Source organism: Kitasatospora sp. NPDC057223 (genome assembly GCF_042669755.1).
GTDB lineage: Bacteria > Actinomycetota > Actinomycetes > Streptomycetales > Streptomycetaceae > Kitasatospora.
In genome coordinates, this window is sequence record NZ_JBHUWW010000047.1 from 17,507 (window position 1) to 32,735 (window position 15,229).

General features: G+C 73.9%; 14 protein-coding genes and 1 tRNA gene. 5 read left to right on the top strand and 10 right to left on the bottom strand.

The window, feature by feature from the left end; genetic code table 11:
• Window positions 1-90: 90 nt before the first annotated feature.
• From ACFUK0_RS18455 to ACFUK0_RS18475, 5 genes are all read right to left on the bottom strand, one after another.
• Window positions 91-987, bottom strand: a complete 897-nt coding sequence (locus ACFUK0_RS18455) for a carbohydrate-binding protein (protein ID WP_380251368.1) — start codon at window positions 985-987, stop codon at window positions 91-93.
• A gap of 110 nt (window positions 988-1,097) precedes the next feature.
• Window positions 1,098-1,973: a helix-turn-helix domain-containing protein gene (locus ACFUK0_RS18460; RefSeq protein WP_380251370.1), complete on the bottom strand. Its 876-nt coding sequence runs from the start codon at window positions 1,971-1,973 to the stop codon at window positions 1,098-1,100.
• 143 nt (window positions 1,974-2,116) lie between these two features.
• The gene (locus ACFUK0_RS18465) at window positions 2,117-2,989 is read right to left on the bottom strand and encodes an SCO1664 family protein (RefSeq protein WP_380251372.1); all 873 of its coding nucleotides are present in this window, start codon (window positions 2,987-2,989) and stop codon (window positions 2,117-2,119) included.
• Entirely contained in the window at window positions 2,959-3,534 is a 576-nt protein-coding gene (locus ACFUK0_RS18470; protein ID WP_380251374.1) for a DUF3090 family protein, read from the bottom strand. The genes ACFUK0_RS18465 and ACFUK0_RS18470 overlap by 31 nt, the downstream gene beginning before the upstream one ends.
• A gap of 164 nt (window positions 3,535-3,698) precedes the next feature.
• Window positions 3,699-4,412: a histidine phosphatase family protein gene (locus ACFUK0_RS18475; RefSeq protein ID WP_380251376.1), complete on the bottom strand. Its 714-nt coding sequence runs from the start codon at window positions 4,410-4,412 to the stop codon at window positions 3,699-3,701.
• Window positions 4,413-4,580: 168 nt separating this feature from the next.
• Between ACFUK0_RS18475 and corA the strand changes: the two genes are divergently transcribed.
• Window positions 4,581-5,570 (top strand): magnesium/cobalt transporter CorA, encoded by a 990-nt coding sequence (gene corA, locus ACFUK0_RS18480; protein ID WP_380251378.1) that lies wholly within the window; start codon window positions 4,581-4,583, stop codon window positions 5,568-5,570.
• Between the two features lie 63 nt (window positions 5,571-5,633).
• Here the strand turns inward: corA and ACFUK0_RS18485 are convergent, their stop codons facing one another.
• Window positions 5,634-6,683, bottom strand: coding sequence for an LLM class F420-dependent oxidoreductase (locus ACFUK0_RS18485; protein WP_380251380.1), 1,050 nt, complete (start codon window positions 6,681-6,683; stop codon window positions 5,634-5,636).
• A gap of 296 nt (window positions 6,684-6,979) precedes the next feature.
• Here ACFUK0_RS18485 and ACFUK0_RS18490 point away from each other — a divergent pair, with 296 nt between their 5' ends.
• Together ACFUK0_RS18490 and ACFUK0_RS18495 are read left to right on the top strand one after the other, a co-directional pair.
• Complete coding sequence (locus ACFUK0_RS18490; RefSeq protein WP_380251382.1) at window positions 6,980-7,960, top strand: aldo/keto reductase; 981 nt, start codon at window positions 6,980-6,982, stop codon at window positions 7,958-7,960.
• Window positions 7,961-8,080: 120 nt separating this feature from the next.
• Entirely contained in the window at window positions 8,081-10,153 is a 2,073-nt protein-coding gene (locus ACFUK0_RS18495; RefSeq protein ID WP_380251384.1) for an ATP-binding domain-containing protein, read from the top strand.
• Window positions 10,154-10,286: 133 nt separating this feature from the next.
• On the opposite strand, the gene ACFUK0_RS18500 is transcribed toward ACFUK0_RS18495, so the two are convergent.
• Window positions 10,287-10,892, bottom strand: a complete 606-nt coding sequence (locus ACFUK0_RS18500; RefSeq protein ID WP_380251386.1) for a hypothetical protein — start codon at window positions 10,890-10,892, stop codon at window positions 10,287-10,289.
• Window positions 10,893-11,239: 347 nt separating this feature from the next.
• On the opposite strand from ACFUK0_RS18500, the gene ACFUK0_RS18505 reads away from it, so the two are divergent.
• Complete coding sequence (locus tag ACFUK0_RS18505) at window positions 11,240-11,434, top strand: DUF5703 family protein (protein ID WP_380251426.1); 195 nt, start codon at window positions 11,240-11,242, stop codon at window positions 11,432-11,434.
• Window positions 11,435-11,548: 114 nt separating this feature from the next.
• Here ACFUK0_RS18505 and ACFUK0_RS18510 read toward each other — a convergent pair whose 3' ends face one another.
• The 3 genes from ACFUK0_RS18510 to ACFUK0_RS18520 form a co-directional block, all read right to left on the bottom strand.
• On the bottom strand, window positions 11,549-12,457 hold the full coding sequence (locus ACFUK0_RS18510) for a chaplin (protein WP_380251388.1): 909 nt from the start codon (window positions 12,455-12,457) through the stop codon (window positions 11,549-11,551).
• Between the two features lie 297 nt (window positions 12,458-12,754).
• Entirely contained in the window at window positions 12,755-12,994 is a 240-nt protein-coding gene (locus tag ACFUK0_RS18515; protein WP_380251390.1) for a chaplin, read from the bottom strand.
• A gap of 253 nt (window positions 12,995-13,247) precedes the next feature.
• The gene (locus tag ACFUK0_RS18520) at window positions 13,248-14,585 is read right to left on the bottom strand and encodes a M20/M25/M40 family metallo-hydrolase (RefSeq protein ID WP_380251392.1); all 1,338 of its coding nucleotides are present in this window, start codon (window positions 14,583-14,585) and stop codon (window positions 13,248-13,250) included.
• A gap of 254 nt (window positions 14,586-14,839) precedes the next feature.
• Here ACFUK0_RS18520 and ACFUK0_RS18525 point away from each other — a divergent pair.
• Window positions 14,840-14,924 (top strand) — tRNA-Leu (locus ACFUK0_RS18525).
• Window positions 14,925-15,229 lie beyond the last annotated feature (305 nt).

Genomic DNA, 15,229 nt, shown 5'->3' on the forward strand with positions numbered 1-15,229 from the left:
TTCGGGGGTGTCGGGGCCCGGCGGCGCCCGTCCCGCAGGCTGTGGGGATCCTGCGGGACGGGGCCGCCGCCGGGCGGCTCGGGTCGGACCTCAGGCGCGCTGCCAGAGGGCCGGGACGTTCGGCGGCTCCCAGCCGGTGATCGCGGTGTGCCCCTGCAGGCACGTGTAGGCGAGCCCGGCGTAGGTGACCCGGGCACCCGCCGCGTAGGTCGTGCCGGCCGCCCAGACGCCCGCCGACGGGCTCGGGCTCCGGGTCGGGCTCTGCGACGGCGTCGGACTCGCGGAGGCGGTCGGGCTGGCGGAGGGCGACGGGGTCTGCGCCACGTCCAGCACGAAGTCGAAGGATCCGGCCCGGCCCGAGCCGACCTGCTGGACGGTCATCAGCAGGGCCGGGTCGTAGATGGTGTCGGTGCTGTTGCGCGGCTCCCCCGGGAAGTACAGCTGCGTGGTCAGGACCGGGCGGTTCGGCGCCTGGACCTTGACGTGGATGTGCCTGGTCCGGCCGGGGTAGAGGCCGGGCACGATCGTGGTGAGGCTGAACGCCCCCTGCGCGTTGGTGAACTGGTGGCCGCGGAAGGCGAACCCGGTGTTGTCGTAGGCCCCGTTGGTGTCCGCCTGCCAGAAGTCGAGCAGCACGCCGGCGATCGGCAGGCAGGCCCGCCCGAAGACGTACCCGCTGACGGTCAGCGGTGTACCGGGGGTGCTGCTCGTCACCAGCGAGGTGCGCAGCGGCGAGTTGGGCTTGAAGTACGGCCCCTCGGTCTGCTCGATGGTGGGGTGGTCGCCGTCGTCGCAGGTGGGGGTGAGGGCGAGCGGTCCGGCGGCCGGGCCCAGGTCACGGGCGAGGGCCACGCCGCCGCCCAGCAGCAGCGGGGTGGCGCCGGCCAGGACGGCGGCCTTGAGCACGGTCTTGCGGCTGATCGGCCGGCCTGCGGGGCCGGGGTGCTCGCGGGGCTCCCGGGCGTCTCGGGGGTCTGTGGGGGACATGCACCGACTCCTTGGGTGGTGACCGGGCGGCTTTCAGCATGCGCATGACAGCAGGGAGGGGCGAGGTCGCCCTGTTACGGCTCGCGCCGCCCGGTGGACTGCCGCCCAACCTACGGGCGCGGCTGCGCCGCCACGATGGACGCGATCCGGGGATCGTGGTGCTTTCCTGCGGCGCCCGCCCGGAACTCCCCCGGCGTCACGCCGGCCTCCCGGCGGAAGAAGCGGCAGAAGTACGCGGGATCCGCGAAACCCGCCTGCCCAGCTATCTGGCGCACCGTCAGATCGGTGTTCAGCAGCAGGCGTTTGGCCTCCAGCAGTTGCTGACCCCGGATCAGCTGGCCCGGGGTGCGGCCGGTGGCCTCCTTGACCAGACTGTGCAGGTGCCCGGCCGAGACCCCCAACTCCCTGGCGTACGAAACGACCGAGCGCTCGGAGCGGTCCTGGTCGGCCGCCAGGGCGGTGAACCGCGCCGCCAACTCCGCCGCCCGTCCCACCGACTGCGGCTCGGCCCGGTCCACCGCCCGGGCCGCCCGGACGATCAGGATGTGCAGATAGGCGCGGAGCACACCGGCGCAGCCGGGCGGCGCGGCCCGGTACTCACGGTCCATCTCCTCGAACAGGCCGGCCAGCTCCCCGGCCCGCGCCCCGAGCCGCAGCCACGGGCTGCCGGCCAGCAGGCGCAGCGCGGTGAGGTCCGCCGGGTGGTCCAGCAGGAAGTCCTCGTTGAACAGGACGACCCACCCGCTGAGCTCCTCGGTGCCCTCCCAGTAGTGCACCTGCCCCGGCGTGATGACGTAGAGGTGCGGCGGACGCAGCGGCCAGTGCGCCAGGTCCAGCACGTGCGCGCCGCGGCCACCGGTGACGAAGACCAGCTCGTAGAACGAGTGCCGGTGCGGGAAGGCCACCCGCGAGAGCGGCCCGATGGTGTCGAACGACCCGATGGCGAACGGCAGCACGCTCGGGACGGGCACCTCCAGGTCGTGCACCGGCACGGCCTCCGGCCGCCGTCGGTCGGTCGGTCGTCCGAAGTCCCCGCACCCCGGCGTACGGGGAGGGCTCGCTGCTGCCTGGTCCACCGGTGCAGTCTGCGGCCCGCGCGCCGGGCCGTCCAGACGGCCCGGAGCGGGCTCTAGATCGGCGGCCAGGGGATCGAGGGCCAGTCCTCGGACGGCAGCGGGTGCAGGCCGGTGCGGCGCAGGGCGGCGATCCGCTCGCCCGCGGCGGCGATCTCGGCGGCGGTGAGGTGCGGGGCGAGGCGGGCGCCGAGCGGGCCGGCCAGGTCCTCGGCGAGGCGGGCGAGGACGTCCAGGGCGTCGGCGGGCAGCGGTTCGCCGGCCCAGCCCCACAGCAGGGTGCGGAGCTTGCCGGGGACGGCGAAGGTCACGCCGTGGTCGATGCCGTAGATCCGCCCGTCGGCCGCGGGAATCAGGTGGCCGCCCTTGCGGTCGGCGTTGTTGAGCACCGCGTCCAGTACGGCGAGGCGGCGCAGCCGTACGTCGTCGGTGTGCACCAGCAGTGCGGTGCGGCCCTCGCCGACCTCGGCGCGGACGATCGGCAGCCAGCCGGCCTCCGGCCCCGCCGGGTCCTGGAGGGCGAGCACCGGGTCGGCGTCCGGGTCCGGCTCGACCCAGAGCTGGACCATGCCGGGGCCGTACGGGCCCTCGCGCAGCAGCGTCGGCGGGACGAGCGCCCAGCCGGTGGCCGCGGACAGCTCGTACGCGGCGACCTCGCGGCCGGCCAGCGTGCCGTCCGGGAAGTCCCAGAGCGGGCGCTCGCCGGAGACGGGCTTGTAGACGCACTGGGCGGTGAGTCCGTCGCGGCCGACCGAGCAGTACATGGCGGCGTTGGAGGCGTCGGTGAGCCGGCCGTGCAGGGTGAGCTCCCCCTCGCGCAGCAGCGCGAGGGCGGTGTCGACGTCGGCGGCCAGTGCGGCCCCGGCCACCGGGTCCGCCTCGGGGACGGTCTGCGCGTTCAGCGCCGGTAGCCGTTCGCGCGCGGGCACAGGTGGCCCTCGGGGTCGAGCGGGAGGTTGCAGAACGGGCAGGGCCGGCGCCCGGCGGCGACCAGGTCCAGCGCGCGCTTGGCGAACACCCGGGCCATCGCGCCGCTGAGCCGGACCCGCAGCATGTCGGGGCCGTTCTCCTCGTCCTCGAAGACCTGCTCGGTCTCCTCGTCGTCCTCGCCCTCGGCGCCCTCGATCACGGCCTGCGCCTCGACGACCAGACAGGACTCGACGCCGTCCCAGGCCAGGGCCATCGTGCCGACCCGGAACTCCTGCTCCAGCGGCAGGTCGAGCGGGGCGGTGTCGATCAGGGCGGCCGGGGCGGCGGCGGGGATCTCCGCGTCGCCGCCGCTGCGCCGCAGCGCCTCGTCGAGGACCTCCTCGATCCGCTCGGCGAGCGCCGCGACCTGGGTCTTCTCCAGCAGCACGCTGGTGATCCGGCCTCGGGCGCTGGCCTGCAGGTAGAACGCCCGGGCGCCGGGCTGGCCGACGGTGCCGGCCACGAACCGTTCGGGCTGGTCGTAGAAGAAGACCTGACGGGTCACGCTCTCGCTCCGGATCCTTCTGGCGTGGTCATCATTCGGGTGCTGTGCGTGATGCGGGTGCCGTGCGTGGCGGCGGGGCCGTCACGCGGTCCTGCGGTGGTACTCGCCTGTCACCCTACGGCCTGGGCGCCGGGCCCGGGGCGGCAGCCTCGGGCCGGCCGGCCTCAGGCCGCCCCGGTGTCGCCGCCGACCACCGCGTCCCCGCCCTGGGCGGCGTGCCCGCCGGCCCGGGGCGCGAGCGAGGAGAGGTCGCCGGTGTCGCCCATCCGCAGCACGAACGGGCGCAGCGGGGTGTAGCGGATCGCGGTGACCGAGCAGGGCTCGACGCTGATCCGCTGGAAGTGGTCGAGGTGCAGGCCGAGCGCGTCGGCGACGACCGCCTTGATCACGTCGCCGTGGGAGCAGGCGACCCAGACCGCGTCCCCGCCGTGCTCGGCGGCGATCTTCTCGTTCCACTCGCGGACGGCGGTGACCGTGCGGTGGCTGAGCTCGCGCAGCGACTCGCCGCCGGGGAAGGCGGCCCCCGCGGCGTGGTCCTGGACGGTGCGCCAGAGCGGCTCGGCGGCGAGTTCGGCGAGCGGGCGGCCGGTCCAGTCGCCGTAGTGGCACTCGCCGAGCCGCTCGTCCAGCGCCGGGCCGCCCAGCTCGGGCACGCCCAGTTCGGGACGGACCGCGAGCAGCGGCTCCAGGGTCTGCCGGCAGCGCTCCAGCGGGCTGCTGACGACCTTCGCGATCGGTACGGCGGCGAGCCGGGCGGCCAGCGCGGCGGCCTGGTCGCGGCCGGTGTCGTCGAGGTCCACGCCGGGGGTCCAACCGGCCAGGATTCCGGCCGTGTTCGCGGTGGAGCGGCCGTGGCGGACGAGCAGCAGGGTGGGCATGGGACCAAGCCTACGGCCTGGTCCGGGCCGGGCCGGGCCCAGGCCCGGGGCCGCGCGCCTGCGCAGGGCAGGCGGCCGGACACGGGCGGTGAGGGCAGGTGGAGCCGGTGTGCCGACACGGTGCGCTGTCAGCGGATTCCGCGCCTGCCGGGCCCGGCAGGCGGGAGAATGTCGGGCATGATCGTCGATTGCGCCATCTACCGCGACGGCCACCGGATCGAGGGCCCGGAGGACTACTCCGACGCCCTCGCCGCTGCCCGCGCGGCCGGCGACAGCTTCGTCTGGATAGGGCTCTACGAGCCGACCACCGCAGAGCTCGACCTGGTCAGCGAGGAGTTCGGGCTGCACCCGCTGGCGGTCGAGGACGCGGTGAGCGCCCACCAGCGGCCCAAGCTGGAGGCGTACCAGGACTCGCTGTTCATGACCCTCAAGACGATCGGCTACCACGAGGGCGCACAGGCCGTCACCACCGGCGAGGTGATGCTCTTCCTCGGCGACGGGTTCGTGATGACGGTGCGCCACGGCCAGGACACGCCGTTGAAGGCGCTGCGCACCCAGCTGGAGAAGCAGCCGGAGGTCCTGCGGCACGGGCCGAGCGCCGTGCTCCACTCGGTCTGCGACACGGTGGTGGACTGCTACGTGGACGTCGCCACCGCCCTCCAGACGGACCTGGACGAGCTGGAGGCCCACGTGTTCGCCCCCGGGCGGCCGGCCGGCGGCACCGCCGAGCGGATCTACGGCTTCAAACGCCAGCTGGTGACGATGCGGCGGGCGACCGCCCCGCTGCTGGAGCCGATGCTGCGCCTCGCCCGCGGCGGCGAGCCGTTCGTCAAGCCCGAGGCGGTGCCCTACCTGCGCGACGTGGCGGACCACCTCGCGCGGGCGAACGACCAGGTGGACGGCATGGACCGGCTGCTGTCCGACATCCTGAACGCCAACCTGGCGCAGGTCAGCGTGCAGCAGAACAACGACATGCGGAAGATCTCGGCCTGGGCCGCCCTGGCCGCCGTCCCGACGATGATCGCCGGGATCTACGGGATGAACTTCGAGCACATGCCGGAGCTGCACCAGCGCTGGGGCTACCCGGCGGTGCTGGTGCTGATGGCCTCCGTCTGCCTGGTGCTGCACCGGGTGTTCAAGCGCAGCGGCTGGCTGTAGGACCCCGCCCCCGCGACGGCGCCGGCAGATCCGGCACGTCCGGGCGCGGGGCCCGACAGGCGGCTACTCGGCCAGGCCGGCCCGCTCCAGCGCCTCGACGCCGGTGCGCAGCGCCCGGACGCGCTCGTCCAGGGTGAACCCGGCGGGGGCGAGGGTGAGCGTGGTGACCCCGGCGTCCGCGTAGGCCTGCATCCGGTCGGCGATCCGGGCGGTGTCGCCGAGCAGCGAGGTGGCGTCGATCAGCTCGTGCGGCACGGCCGCGGCGGCTCCGGCGTAGTCCTTGGCGAGGTACTTCTCCTGGATGTCGTCGGCCGCCTGCTCGTAGCCCATCCGGCGGGTGAGCTGGTTGTAGAAGTTCTTGTCCTTGCTGCCCATGCCGCCGATGTAGAGCGCGGCGTAGGAGCGCTGGGCGTCGGCGGCGGCCTTGATGTCCTCGCCGACCGAGATCGTCACGGTGGGGCAGAGGTCGAAGCCGTCCAGGGTCTGCCCGGCCTTCGCCCGGCCGGCCCTCAGCGGGTCCAGCGAGAGGGCGGCGTGCTCGGGGGCGAAGAAGATGCCGAGCCAGCCGTCGGCGATCTCGCCGGTCTGCTCCAGGTTCTTCGGGCCGATCGCGGCGATGTACAGCGGGATGTGCTCCCGGACGGGGTGCACGGTGAGCTTCAGCGGCTTGCCGGGGCCGCCCGGCAGCGGGAGCGTCCAGTTGGCGCCCTCGTGGACGAGCCGCTCGCGGGACATCGCCTTGCGGATGATCTCGACGTACTCGCGGGTGCGGGCCAGCGGCTTGTCGAACTTGACGCCGTACCAGCCCTCGGAGACCTGCGGGCCCGAGACGCCGAGGCCCAGCCGGAAACGGCCGCCGGAGAGGGTGTCCAGGGTGGCGGCGGTCATCGCCGTCATGGCGGGGGTGCGGGCGGGGATCTGGAAGATCGCCGAGCCGACGTCGATCCGCTCGGTCTTCGCGGCGACGTAGCTGAGGACGGTCGCGGCGTCGGAGCCGTAGGCCTCCGCGGCCCAGCAGACCGAGTAGCCCAGCCGGTCGGCCTCCTGGGCGACCGCGATGTTGTCGGCGTCCATGCCGAGTCCCCAGTAGCCGAGGTTGATGCCGAGTCGCATGTGGATGCCGAACCTTCCGTAGGGAGCCGCGCGCGTGGCGGTGGTGGGCCACGCCGTCGACAGTAGCCGCGGGGCGCGGCCCAATGCTACTGGCGGGTAGCTGTGGCCCGCGTCACATCGGCGTGTCGCATGCCCGCCCGCTCGTCCTGCGGGTCTCCGCCCCTGCCCGTGCGGTGGCCGCTACGCTCAGCCGACGGGGAGGGGCCGCCCTCCACCCGCACGTCCAGCAGTGCGTTCACCAGTGCGTTCGCCCCTATGTTCACCAGTTCGTCCAGCAGCCAGGGAGGGCCTGCCCGATGGAAAAGCGACACCTCGGCCGTACCGGGCTGCGGGTCTCCAGGCTCGGCCTCGGCACCATGACCTGGGGCCGGGACACCGGCGAGCACGAAGCCGCCGAACAGCTCAAGGAGTTCGTCGACGCCGGCGGCAACCTGGTGGACACCGCCGACGTCTACGCCGACGGCGGCGCCGAGTACCTGCTCTCCCGCCTGACGGAGAGCCTCATCCCGCGCTCCGAACTGGTCATCGCCACCAAGGCCGGCAGCGTGCCCGAGTCCGACCGCCGCTTCGACACCTCCCGCGGCCACCTGCTGACCGCCCTGGACGCCTCGCTGCGCCGCCTCGGCACCGACTACGTCGACCTGTGGCAGGTCCACGCCTTCGACCCCGGCACGCCCGCCGAGGAGACCCTGCACGCCCTCGACCTCGCCGTCACCTCCGGCCGCGCCCGCTACGTCGGCGTCTCCAACTACAGCGGCTGGCAACTCGCCAAGGCGGCCGGCTGGCAGCGCGCCGACGCCGCCCGGGTGCCGCTCGCCTCGACCCAGATGGAGTACTCGCTGCTCCAGCGCGGCATCGAACGCGAGGTGCTGCCCGCCGCCCTGGACGCCGGCGTCGGCGTGCTCGCCTCCTCCCCGCTCGGCCGCGGCGTCCTCACCGGCAAGTACCGGCACGCCGTCCCGCAGGACTCCCGCGGCGCCTCCCCGTACCTCTCCGGCTTCGTCCAGCCCTACCTCGACGACGGCTCGCGCCGGATCGTCGACGCCGTCGCCACCGCCGCCGACGGCCTCGCCAGCAGCCCCCTCGCGGTGGCACTCGCCTGGGTCCGGGACCGCCCGGGCGTGGCGAGCGCCCTGGTCGGCGCACGGACGGTGACCCAGCTGCAGGCGGCGCTGTCGGTGGAGGCGCTTACGCTTCCGGATGAGATCCGCAGTGCGCTCGACGACATCTCGGCGCCGATCCACCGCTACCCCGACCAGGAGTGGAGCGAGCTCTAGAGCCCGGCCGGCCCGGCCAGGGCCCGCCCACTCGCACGACAACGACCGGCCACGGCCGCCGCCCACGGGTGGCGGCCGCCCCACTGCCCGCAGTGGTGTACCCCTTGGAGCGACAGCGAAATGGCGAGCGACGCAGAGAACAGCGCTCCGGAGGACCGGGGCGACAACGGCCCGGAGGCCGGCAACGGCGCGAACCGGGCCGACACCGTCGCGGCGCTCGCCGAGGCGATCCGGGTGGTCGGGCAGCAACGGCCCGAGAGCGCGGCCGGCGCCGGGAGCACGCCCGGCGACGCAGGCCCCGAGAAGACCGTCGCCGGCGCCGCCCAGGCGGACGAGCAGCGCGCGCAGGCCCTGCGCGCGGCCGCCGAGACCCTGACGGCGGGCGGCGCACCGGCCGACCTCGCAGGCCCCGCCGTCGCCGAGTTCGGCGAGGGCGCGGCCGAGCTGCTCCGCGCCGACCCCTGGGCCGTCCTCGCGCTGCCCGGGGCCCGCCCCGAGCACGCGGACGGCTTCGCGCGCGGGCTGCTCGGTGCCGAGGCCGGACCGGGCGACCCCCGCCGGGCCCGGGCCCTGGTGCCCTGGCTGCTGGAGCAGGCCGCCCTGCGCGGGCACTCCGCCGTCGAGATCGGCGAGGTCGCGTCCGGTCTGGAACGGCTCGGACTGCCCGAGCCCGCCGCCGCCCTCCAGGAGGTCGTGAGCGACGGCCGGGTGATGCCCTTCCAGGACGAACTGACCGGCCCCGAGGCCCGCTCCGGCTCCGGCGGCTCCGCCGAGGACGACGAGGAGGAGGCCCCGACCCGGACGCTGCTCGCGCTGGAGCGGCTCGCCCTCGCGGAGGAGAGCCTCGCGGACGGCCTGGTCCGCATCATGTCCACCTTCGTCCCCGGCGAGGACGCCGAGGAGTCGGAAGACGGGGAAGACGGGGAGGACGGGGAAGACGGGCAGGAGGGGCAGGACGGCGAGGCCTCGGACGTCGCGGCCCCCGCAGACGTCCCGGCGCCCGGCCCCGCCGCCTGGGAGACCGCGGCCGCCGCCGCACCCTCCTCGTCCGCGACCGCGCTGATCCGGGCCGTCGCCGGCAGCGCCCTGGTCACGCACACCGGCGGCGAGGCCTCCCGCGCCGAGCCCGCCGCGCTGCTGCACGCCGCCCGTGGCCTCGGGCTGCGCGCCTGGGCCGCCACCTGGACCGACCAGGGCCGCGAGAGCCTGGCCGCCCTGCTGCCCGAGGGCGCCGCCCCCGACGTCTCGACCCTGGCCGCCCTGCTGTCCGGCGCGGCGGGCCCCGGCCGCGCCGCCGACGGCACGCTCGCCCTGGACGTGCTGATCGTTCTCGACGCGCCGCTGCTGGACGCCGAACTGGCCGCCACCCTGCTGGAGGCGCTCGCGGACGGCACCCGGCTGGTGCTCAGCGGCGACCCCGGCCAGCTCTGGTCCGCCGGCCCCGGCCGGTTCTTCGCCGACCTGCTGGCCGCCCGGGTCTGCCCGGCCGTCGCCTCCCGCACACCCGACTTCGGGCCGATCGGCGAACTGGTCTCCGCCATCGGGATCGGCGAACTCCAGCCGGTCGACGCCCCCGACAAGGAGGTGGTCATCCTCACCGCCAAGGACGGCGCCGAGGCCGTCCACCGGGCCGTCCAACTGCTCACCGACTCCATCCCGCGCGCCCTCGGCATCCCCGTCGAGGAGGTCGTCCTGCTGACCCCCGGCCACGGCGGCGCCGCCGGCACCCGCGCGCTGAACGCGACGGCGAAGGCCCGGCTCAACCCCGGCCCGGGGCGGTTCGCGGGCTTCGACCCGGGCGACCGGGTGGTGTACTCCCCCGCCCCGGGCGTCACCCGGCCCGGCCGGGTGCTGGACGGCGACGCGGCCGGCCTGCACCTGGAGCTCGCCGACGGCGCCCGCAGCACCGTGACGCCGGCCGAGGCCGGCCGGCTCCGCCACGGCTGGGCGCTGACCGTCCACCAGGCGGTCGGCCGGCGCTGGCCCGGGGTGGTCGTCGTGCTGCCGGACGACGCCGCGGCCGGCCTCACCCGGCAGTGGGTCTACACCGCGTTCGGGCGCGCCGAACGGCACCTGTCGGTCGTGCACGCGGCGGGCCCCGCCCTGCCGCAGGCCGTCGCCGGGCGGCCGGCCCAGCCCCGGACGACCCGGCTGCGCGCCATCCTGGCCGAGAACGCCGAACCCGCCTACTGACCGGGGCCCCGGACACACCGCCGGGCGGTACCCGAGGGAGTTTCTCGGGTACCGCCCGGCGGATCAGGACGGTGGGTCGGGGCAGCGGGAAGGTAGGTGAGGGCCGGTCGCAGGGGAGCGTCGGCAGCCCCGGTCAGTCCTCGGGCTCCTCGTCGTCGTAGACCTCGCTCACGTCGAAACGACAGATCAGCAGCTGCGGGTCCGCCGCCTCGAACGGCTCGGGCAGCCACTCCCCCGGGTCACTCGGCTCGGCCGCCGAGACCCAGAGCGTCGAGTCGCCCTCCTCCAGTCCGAACTCCTCACTGCGGGCGGCGATCTCGTCCGGCTCGTACTCGCCGAACAGCACCCCGATCGCCGCGTTGACACCGGCCGCACCGTCGAGCCCCGGCGTGAGCGTGCTGTCCAGCCGCTCGGCCTGGGCGCGCAGCCGCTGCGGATCGGCGATCTGGTAGTCGCGGCGGATCAGCACGCTGATCGCCTCGGGCTGGTCCGGACCGTGGTACCCGCCGGAGCCCTCGTCCCCGGGGACCTCGAACGGAGTGACCTCGTCGTACACCTCGTACAGGAGCTGGTCGTAGACGATGGCGGCCGCCGCCAACTGCTCGTAGGCGGCGAACACAGCGGGATCGTCCGCTGCGGTGGGGCTGGACACCGCTTCGAGATGACGGTCGATGGCGGCCTTGACCGCCTCGGCGGCGGCGCGTACCTCGGCAATGGTTGGCTGCGCGGCATCAGACATGGTGCAGACGCTATCTCCCCCTGGTGCCGCGACGCACAGCGGTTGTCACCTACACCCGCGTTTTCACCGTAACTTCCCCCCTGATGTCCGATCCGGGTGGATCTGTGACAGGCGATCGTGACCGACGGCACCGCCCCGCCCACCCGTCCGGCCCGCATTCGACGGCCGCGATCGGGGTATTCCGTCAGGAGGAGCAGCGGAACTGATGACCGGTCAGCCCGCTCGGCGGCGGTGCCGGCGGTACGGGCGGTGAGCACGGCCGGAAAAAAGCGCGGGTCCGTTGTCGGAGGCAGGCCGTAGGCTTGCGCGCAGGCGTCCCCAGGAGGAGAGTCTTGACCCCACCGAAGCTGGTTCCGCAGTCGGAGTACGAGTACCAGTCGCTGCGCATGCCGCGCGGCACGACCCGCAACGCGGCCCGGCAGCTGCTCACCGACCACGCCGAGTACGGGCACTGGGAGCTGGACCGGCTGCGGCTCTTCCCCGACGGGAGTCGCACGGTGCTGCTGCGACGGAAGATCATCCGGCAGATCAGAAGCTGGTAGTACCGACCCCTCCGGCGGGCAGCCGCCCTGACCATCCGGGCGCCGTCGCTCCGCACGCACACACGCGTGCCCGAGGCCGGTTCGTACGGCTTCGGGCACGCGATGAGCCGAGCGTCAGCGGGCACCTGCGCGAGCGGCACGGCGGTAGAGCACGCCGCCACCGAGCATGGCCGCGAGACCGGCCGCGCCGAGCATCTCGACCCCACCGGCACCGGTCGACGCGAGCTGCGGGCTGGTGACCGCCTGGGCCGGCAGCACGGCGGCGGCCGGCACCACGGCCGGAGCGACGGCCTGGATCACGGCCGGGGCCTCGGCGGGCCCGCCCGCGCGCGGGGTGCCGGGCGACTCGGGCGTGTGGGTCTGCGGCTCGACCTCCTCCGGCGGGCACTCCTCCTCCGGGGCGGGCGGCGTGACGGCCGGCACGTTCGCGCAGGAGTTGCCGAAGGCCGGGTTCGCGACGCCGACGACGTCGACCGAGTTGCCGCAGGCGTTGACCGGGATGTTCACCGGGGCACTGGCGTTGTTGCCCGAGAGCACGCCCGGCGAACCCGCCGTGACGCCCGAGGCCGAGGCGCCGTACGCCGAGGTGTCCGGGTGCGAGTCGCCGTGCGTCCAGGAGTCGGCGGCCGGGGCCCCGGGGCGGGTGCCGCCGCCGTCCGTGCCGTGGCCGGCGGGCGCCGGCTGACCGGCCGACTGGCCCGGGGCGCTGTCGCCCGACGTGGAGCGGCCGGGCACGGTGTGGCCGGGGGCACTGTCGGCGGCGTGGCTGTGGGTGCCCTGGTCGATGTTGGCGCACTTGTTGCCGTACGACGGGTTGAGCAGGCCGATCACGTCCACGGTGTTGCCGCAGGCATTGATCGGGATGTCCACCGGGACCTGCACGGAGTTCCCGGATCCCACCCCAGGCGAGTTGACCGCGCCCCCATGGGCCTCGGCACTCGCGTAGGCGTAGCCGGCGGTCGAGGCCAGCACGCTGCCGGTGGCCACGGCCGTGAGGAGCCCCTTCTTGGCTACATTCCTCATTCTTTCCCCTGACGTGTTGATGAAGACGTGTTGAAAATCGGAACTTCCGAATTTCCGAATGGCCGACTACACCCTCGGCTGCACACGAGACAACGAGACGCCACGCGAAAGGTTGAGCCGAACGGCGCCACTTCACCCGATCGGACGATATTGCTCCATCCGGTGACGGCGGTCGGCGGTATAAGCTGGCCGCTCCGGGCGGACTGCGCAGGGACGGGGGCACAAGGACGGCGGCACAAGGCTGTGCCCCCGGGCGCGGTTCGTCCGCAGCCCGGAGGCACGCCGGTCAAGCGCTGATCAGACGTTCGCGCAGCTGTTGCCGAACGCCGGGTTGAGCAGGCCGATGACACTGATCGTGTTGCCGCACACGTTCACCGGCACGTGGACCGGCACCTGGATCAGGTTGCCCGACAGCACGCCCGGGGAGCCGGCGGCCACGCCCTCGGCGCTGGCACCGTGCGCGGCGGCGACGCCGGCACCGGCGAGAACCAGACCACCGGTGGCGGCAGCGACAGCAGCGAGCTTCTTGACGTTCATCGTTCCTCCTGTTGATGACACAACCCGTTCAGCGGGTCGCAAAGGAATGAACGACGGCGTGGCAAACGGGGTACGGAGGCGGCGGTCCATTCACCCGCAACGGTGATCACTCGTACAGGCGACCGATCACGGACGGCTCGGAGAATCGTTTCTCTTGATCTCCCCGGAACCGCACCAAATCATTACCTCGGACAATGCGCGCGGCCCGCCCCCGGAGTCCGGGGAACGGGCCGCGCGGCCGCCGGCCGAAGGCTCAGCAGGCGTCGATGAACCGGTCCAGCACGCGGACGCCGAACTTCAGGCCGTCCACCGGCACCCGCTCGTCCACGCCGTGGAACATCCCCGCGAAGTCCAGGTCGGGCGGCAGCTGGAGCGGCGCGAACCCGAAGCAGCGGATCCCGAGGTCCTGGAACGACTTCGCGTCCGTACCGCCCGAGAGGCAGTACGGCACGGCCCGCGCGATCGGGTCCTCCGCCTTCAGCGCCAGCTGCATGGCCTCCACCAGCGCCCCGTCGAAGCCGGTCTCGATCGCCTTGTCCGAGTGCAGGCTCTCGCGCTTGACGCGCGGGCCGAGCACCCGGTCGAGGTCGGCCAGGAACTCCTCCTCGTAGCCGGGCAGGAACCGCCCGTCCACGTGCGCCGTCGCCTGGCCGGGGATCACGTTCACCTTGTAGCCGGCGCCCAGCATGGTCGGCTGGGCCGTGTTGCGCAGCGTCGTGCCGATCATCTTGGCGATGCCGCCGAGCACCCGCAGCGTCTCGTCCATGTTCTCCGGGTCGAGCTCGACGCCCAGCGCGTCGGACAGCTCGTCGAGGAAGGCCCGCACGGTCTTGGTGATCCGCAGCGGGAACTTGTGCCGGCCGAGGCGCGCGACCGCCTCGCACAGCTCGGTGATCGCGTTGTCGTCGTTGGTCATCGAGCCGTGCCCGGCCCGGCCCTCGACCGTCAGGCGCATCCAGTGCATGCCCTTCTCGGCCGTCTCCACCAGGTACAGCCGGACCTGGTCGTTCACCGTGAAGGAGAACCCGCCGACCTCGCCGATCGCCTCCGTGACCCCCTCGAAGAGGTCCGGGTGCTTGTCCACCAGGTAGCGGGCGCCGTAGGTGCCGCCCGCCTCCTCGTCGGCGACGAACGCCAGCACCAGGTCACGCGGGGGCTTGCGGCCGGTGCGCAGCCGGTCGCGGACGACCGCGAGGGTCATCGCGTCCATGTCCTTCATGTCCACCGCGCCGCGACCCCAGACGCACCCGTCGGCGATCTCGCCGGCGAACGGGTCGTACGTCCAGTCCGCCGCGTTGGCCGGCACCACGTCGGTGTGCCCGTGGATCAGCAGGCCGGGCCGGGAGCGGTCCTCGCCCTCGATCCGGACCACCGTCGAGGCGCGCCCCTTCGCCGACTCGAAGATCTGCGGCTCCAGGCCGAACTCCGCAAGCTGCTCCGCCACGTACTCGGCGGCCTTGCGCTCCCCCGGCCCGGAGCCGTCCCCATAGTTGCTGGTGTCGATCCGGATCAGGTCGCGACAGATCTCGGCAACCTCCGACTCGCCCGTCACCTTCGGGTTCGCCACCCGCTCCGCCTTCGAGTCGCCCACGGTCACTCCTCGTCTCTGGCCCGCCCGGCGCAGTCCGCGCCGCCCCGGAACCTGCGCCCGGGGTCGTGCGAGCACGGTCCGCCCATCCTCCCCCAGCAGCAGCCCCTCCCCAAGGACGACCCCCGGTTCACAAGGCCCGGCATGCACTCAAACCTCCGGACCGGCCGTTTTTGGGCCCGGAACCCGATCTTTGCTACAGTTATCCATGTCAGCGGGGCAGTGAGCCACGAGGACGAACACAGCGGTAAACACCCGTCCGGGTGGCGGAATGGCAGACGCGCTAGCTTGAGGTGCTAGTGCCCTTTATCGGGCGTGGGGGTTCAAGTCCCCCCTCGGACACAGTTCTGGTACACGGTGCCCCTTCTTCGGGCAGCGTTCTGCGGCGCCCGTTCCTGGCCTTCGGCCAGGGGCGGGCGTTCGCCGTTTCACGCCCTGCTCCGGTGGGCGTCGGCCGGCCGGCGAGCCCGATCCACCGAGCAGGCAGGCGCGGCAGGACCTCGTCCGCACGCACGGACGAGTTGACGCACGTACGTGTCGCGCGGCCGATCACTGACCGGGCGCGGTGGCGCCGGAGCGGCCGTGGCGGCAGTCGTGGGCGGAGCGGCCCGTGCGACCAGCCGGACTCCGTCGGCCGGCCGCACGGG

Excerpts from the sequence above, each read along its gene's own strand:
- ACFUK0_RS18495 (WP_380251384.1), top strand. The coding sequence starts at position 8,081 with ATGGCGAGCGACGCAGAGAACAGCGCTCCGGAGGACCGGGGCGACAAC.
- ACFUK0_RS18455 (WP_380251368.1), bottom strand. The coding sequence starts at position 987 with ATGTCCCCCACAGACCCCCGAGACGCCCGGGAGCCCCGCGAGCACCCC.
- ACFUK0_RS18510 (WP_380251388.1), bottom strand. The coding sequence starts at position 12,457 with ATGAGGAATGTAGCCAAGAAGGGGCTCCTCACGGCCGTGGCCACCGGC.
- ACFUK0_RS18490 (WP_380251382.1), top strand. The coding sequence starts at position 6,980 with ATGGAAAAGCGACACCTCGGCCGTACCGGGCTGCGGGTCTCCAGGCTC.
- ACFUK0_RS18500 (WP_380251386.1), bottom strand. The coding sequence starts at position 10,892 with ATGTCTGATGCCGCGCAGCCAACCATTGCCGAGGTACGCGCCGCCGCC.
- ACFUK0_RS18485 (WP_380251380.1), bottom strand. The coding sequence starts at position 6,683 with ATGCGACTCGGCATCAACCTCGGCTACTGGGGACTCGGCATGGACGCC.
- ACFUK0_RS18515 (WP_380251390.1), bottom strand. The coding sequence starts at position 12,994 with ATGAACGTCAAGAAGCTCGCTGCTGTCGCTGCCGCCACCGGTGGTCTG.
- ACFUK0_RS18475 (WP_380251376.1), bottom strand. The coding sequence starts at position 4,412 with ATGCCCACCCTGCTGCTCGTCCGCCACGGCCGCTCCACCGCGAACACG.
- corA (WP_380251378.1), top strand. The coding sequence starts at position 4,581 with ATGTCGGGCATGATCGTCGATTGCGCCATCTACCGCGACGGCCACCGG.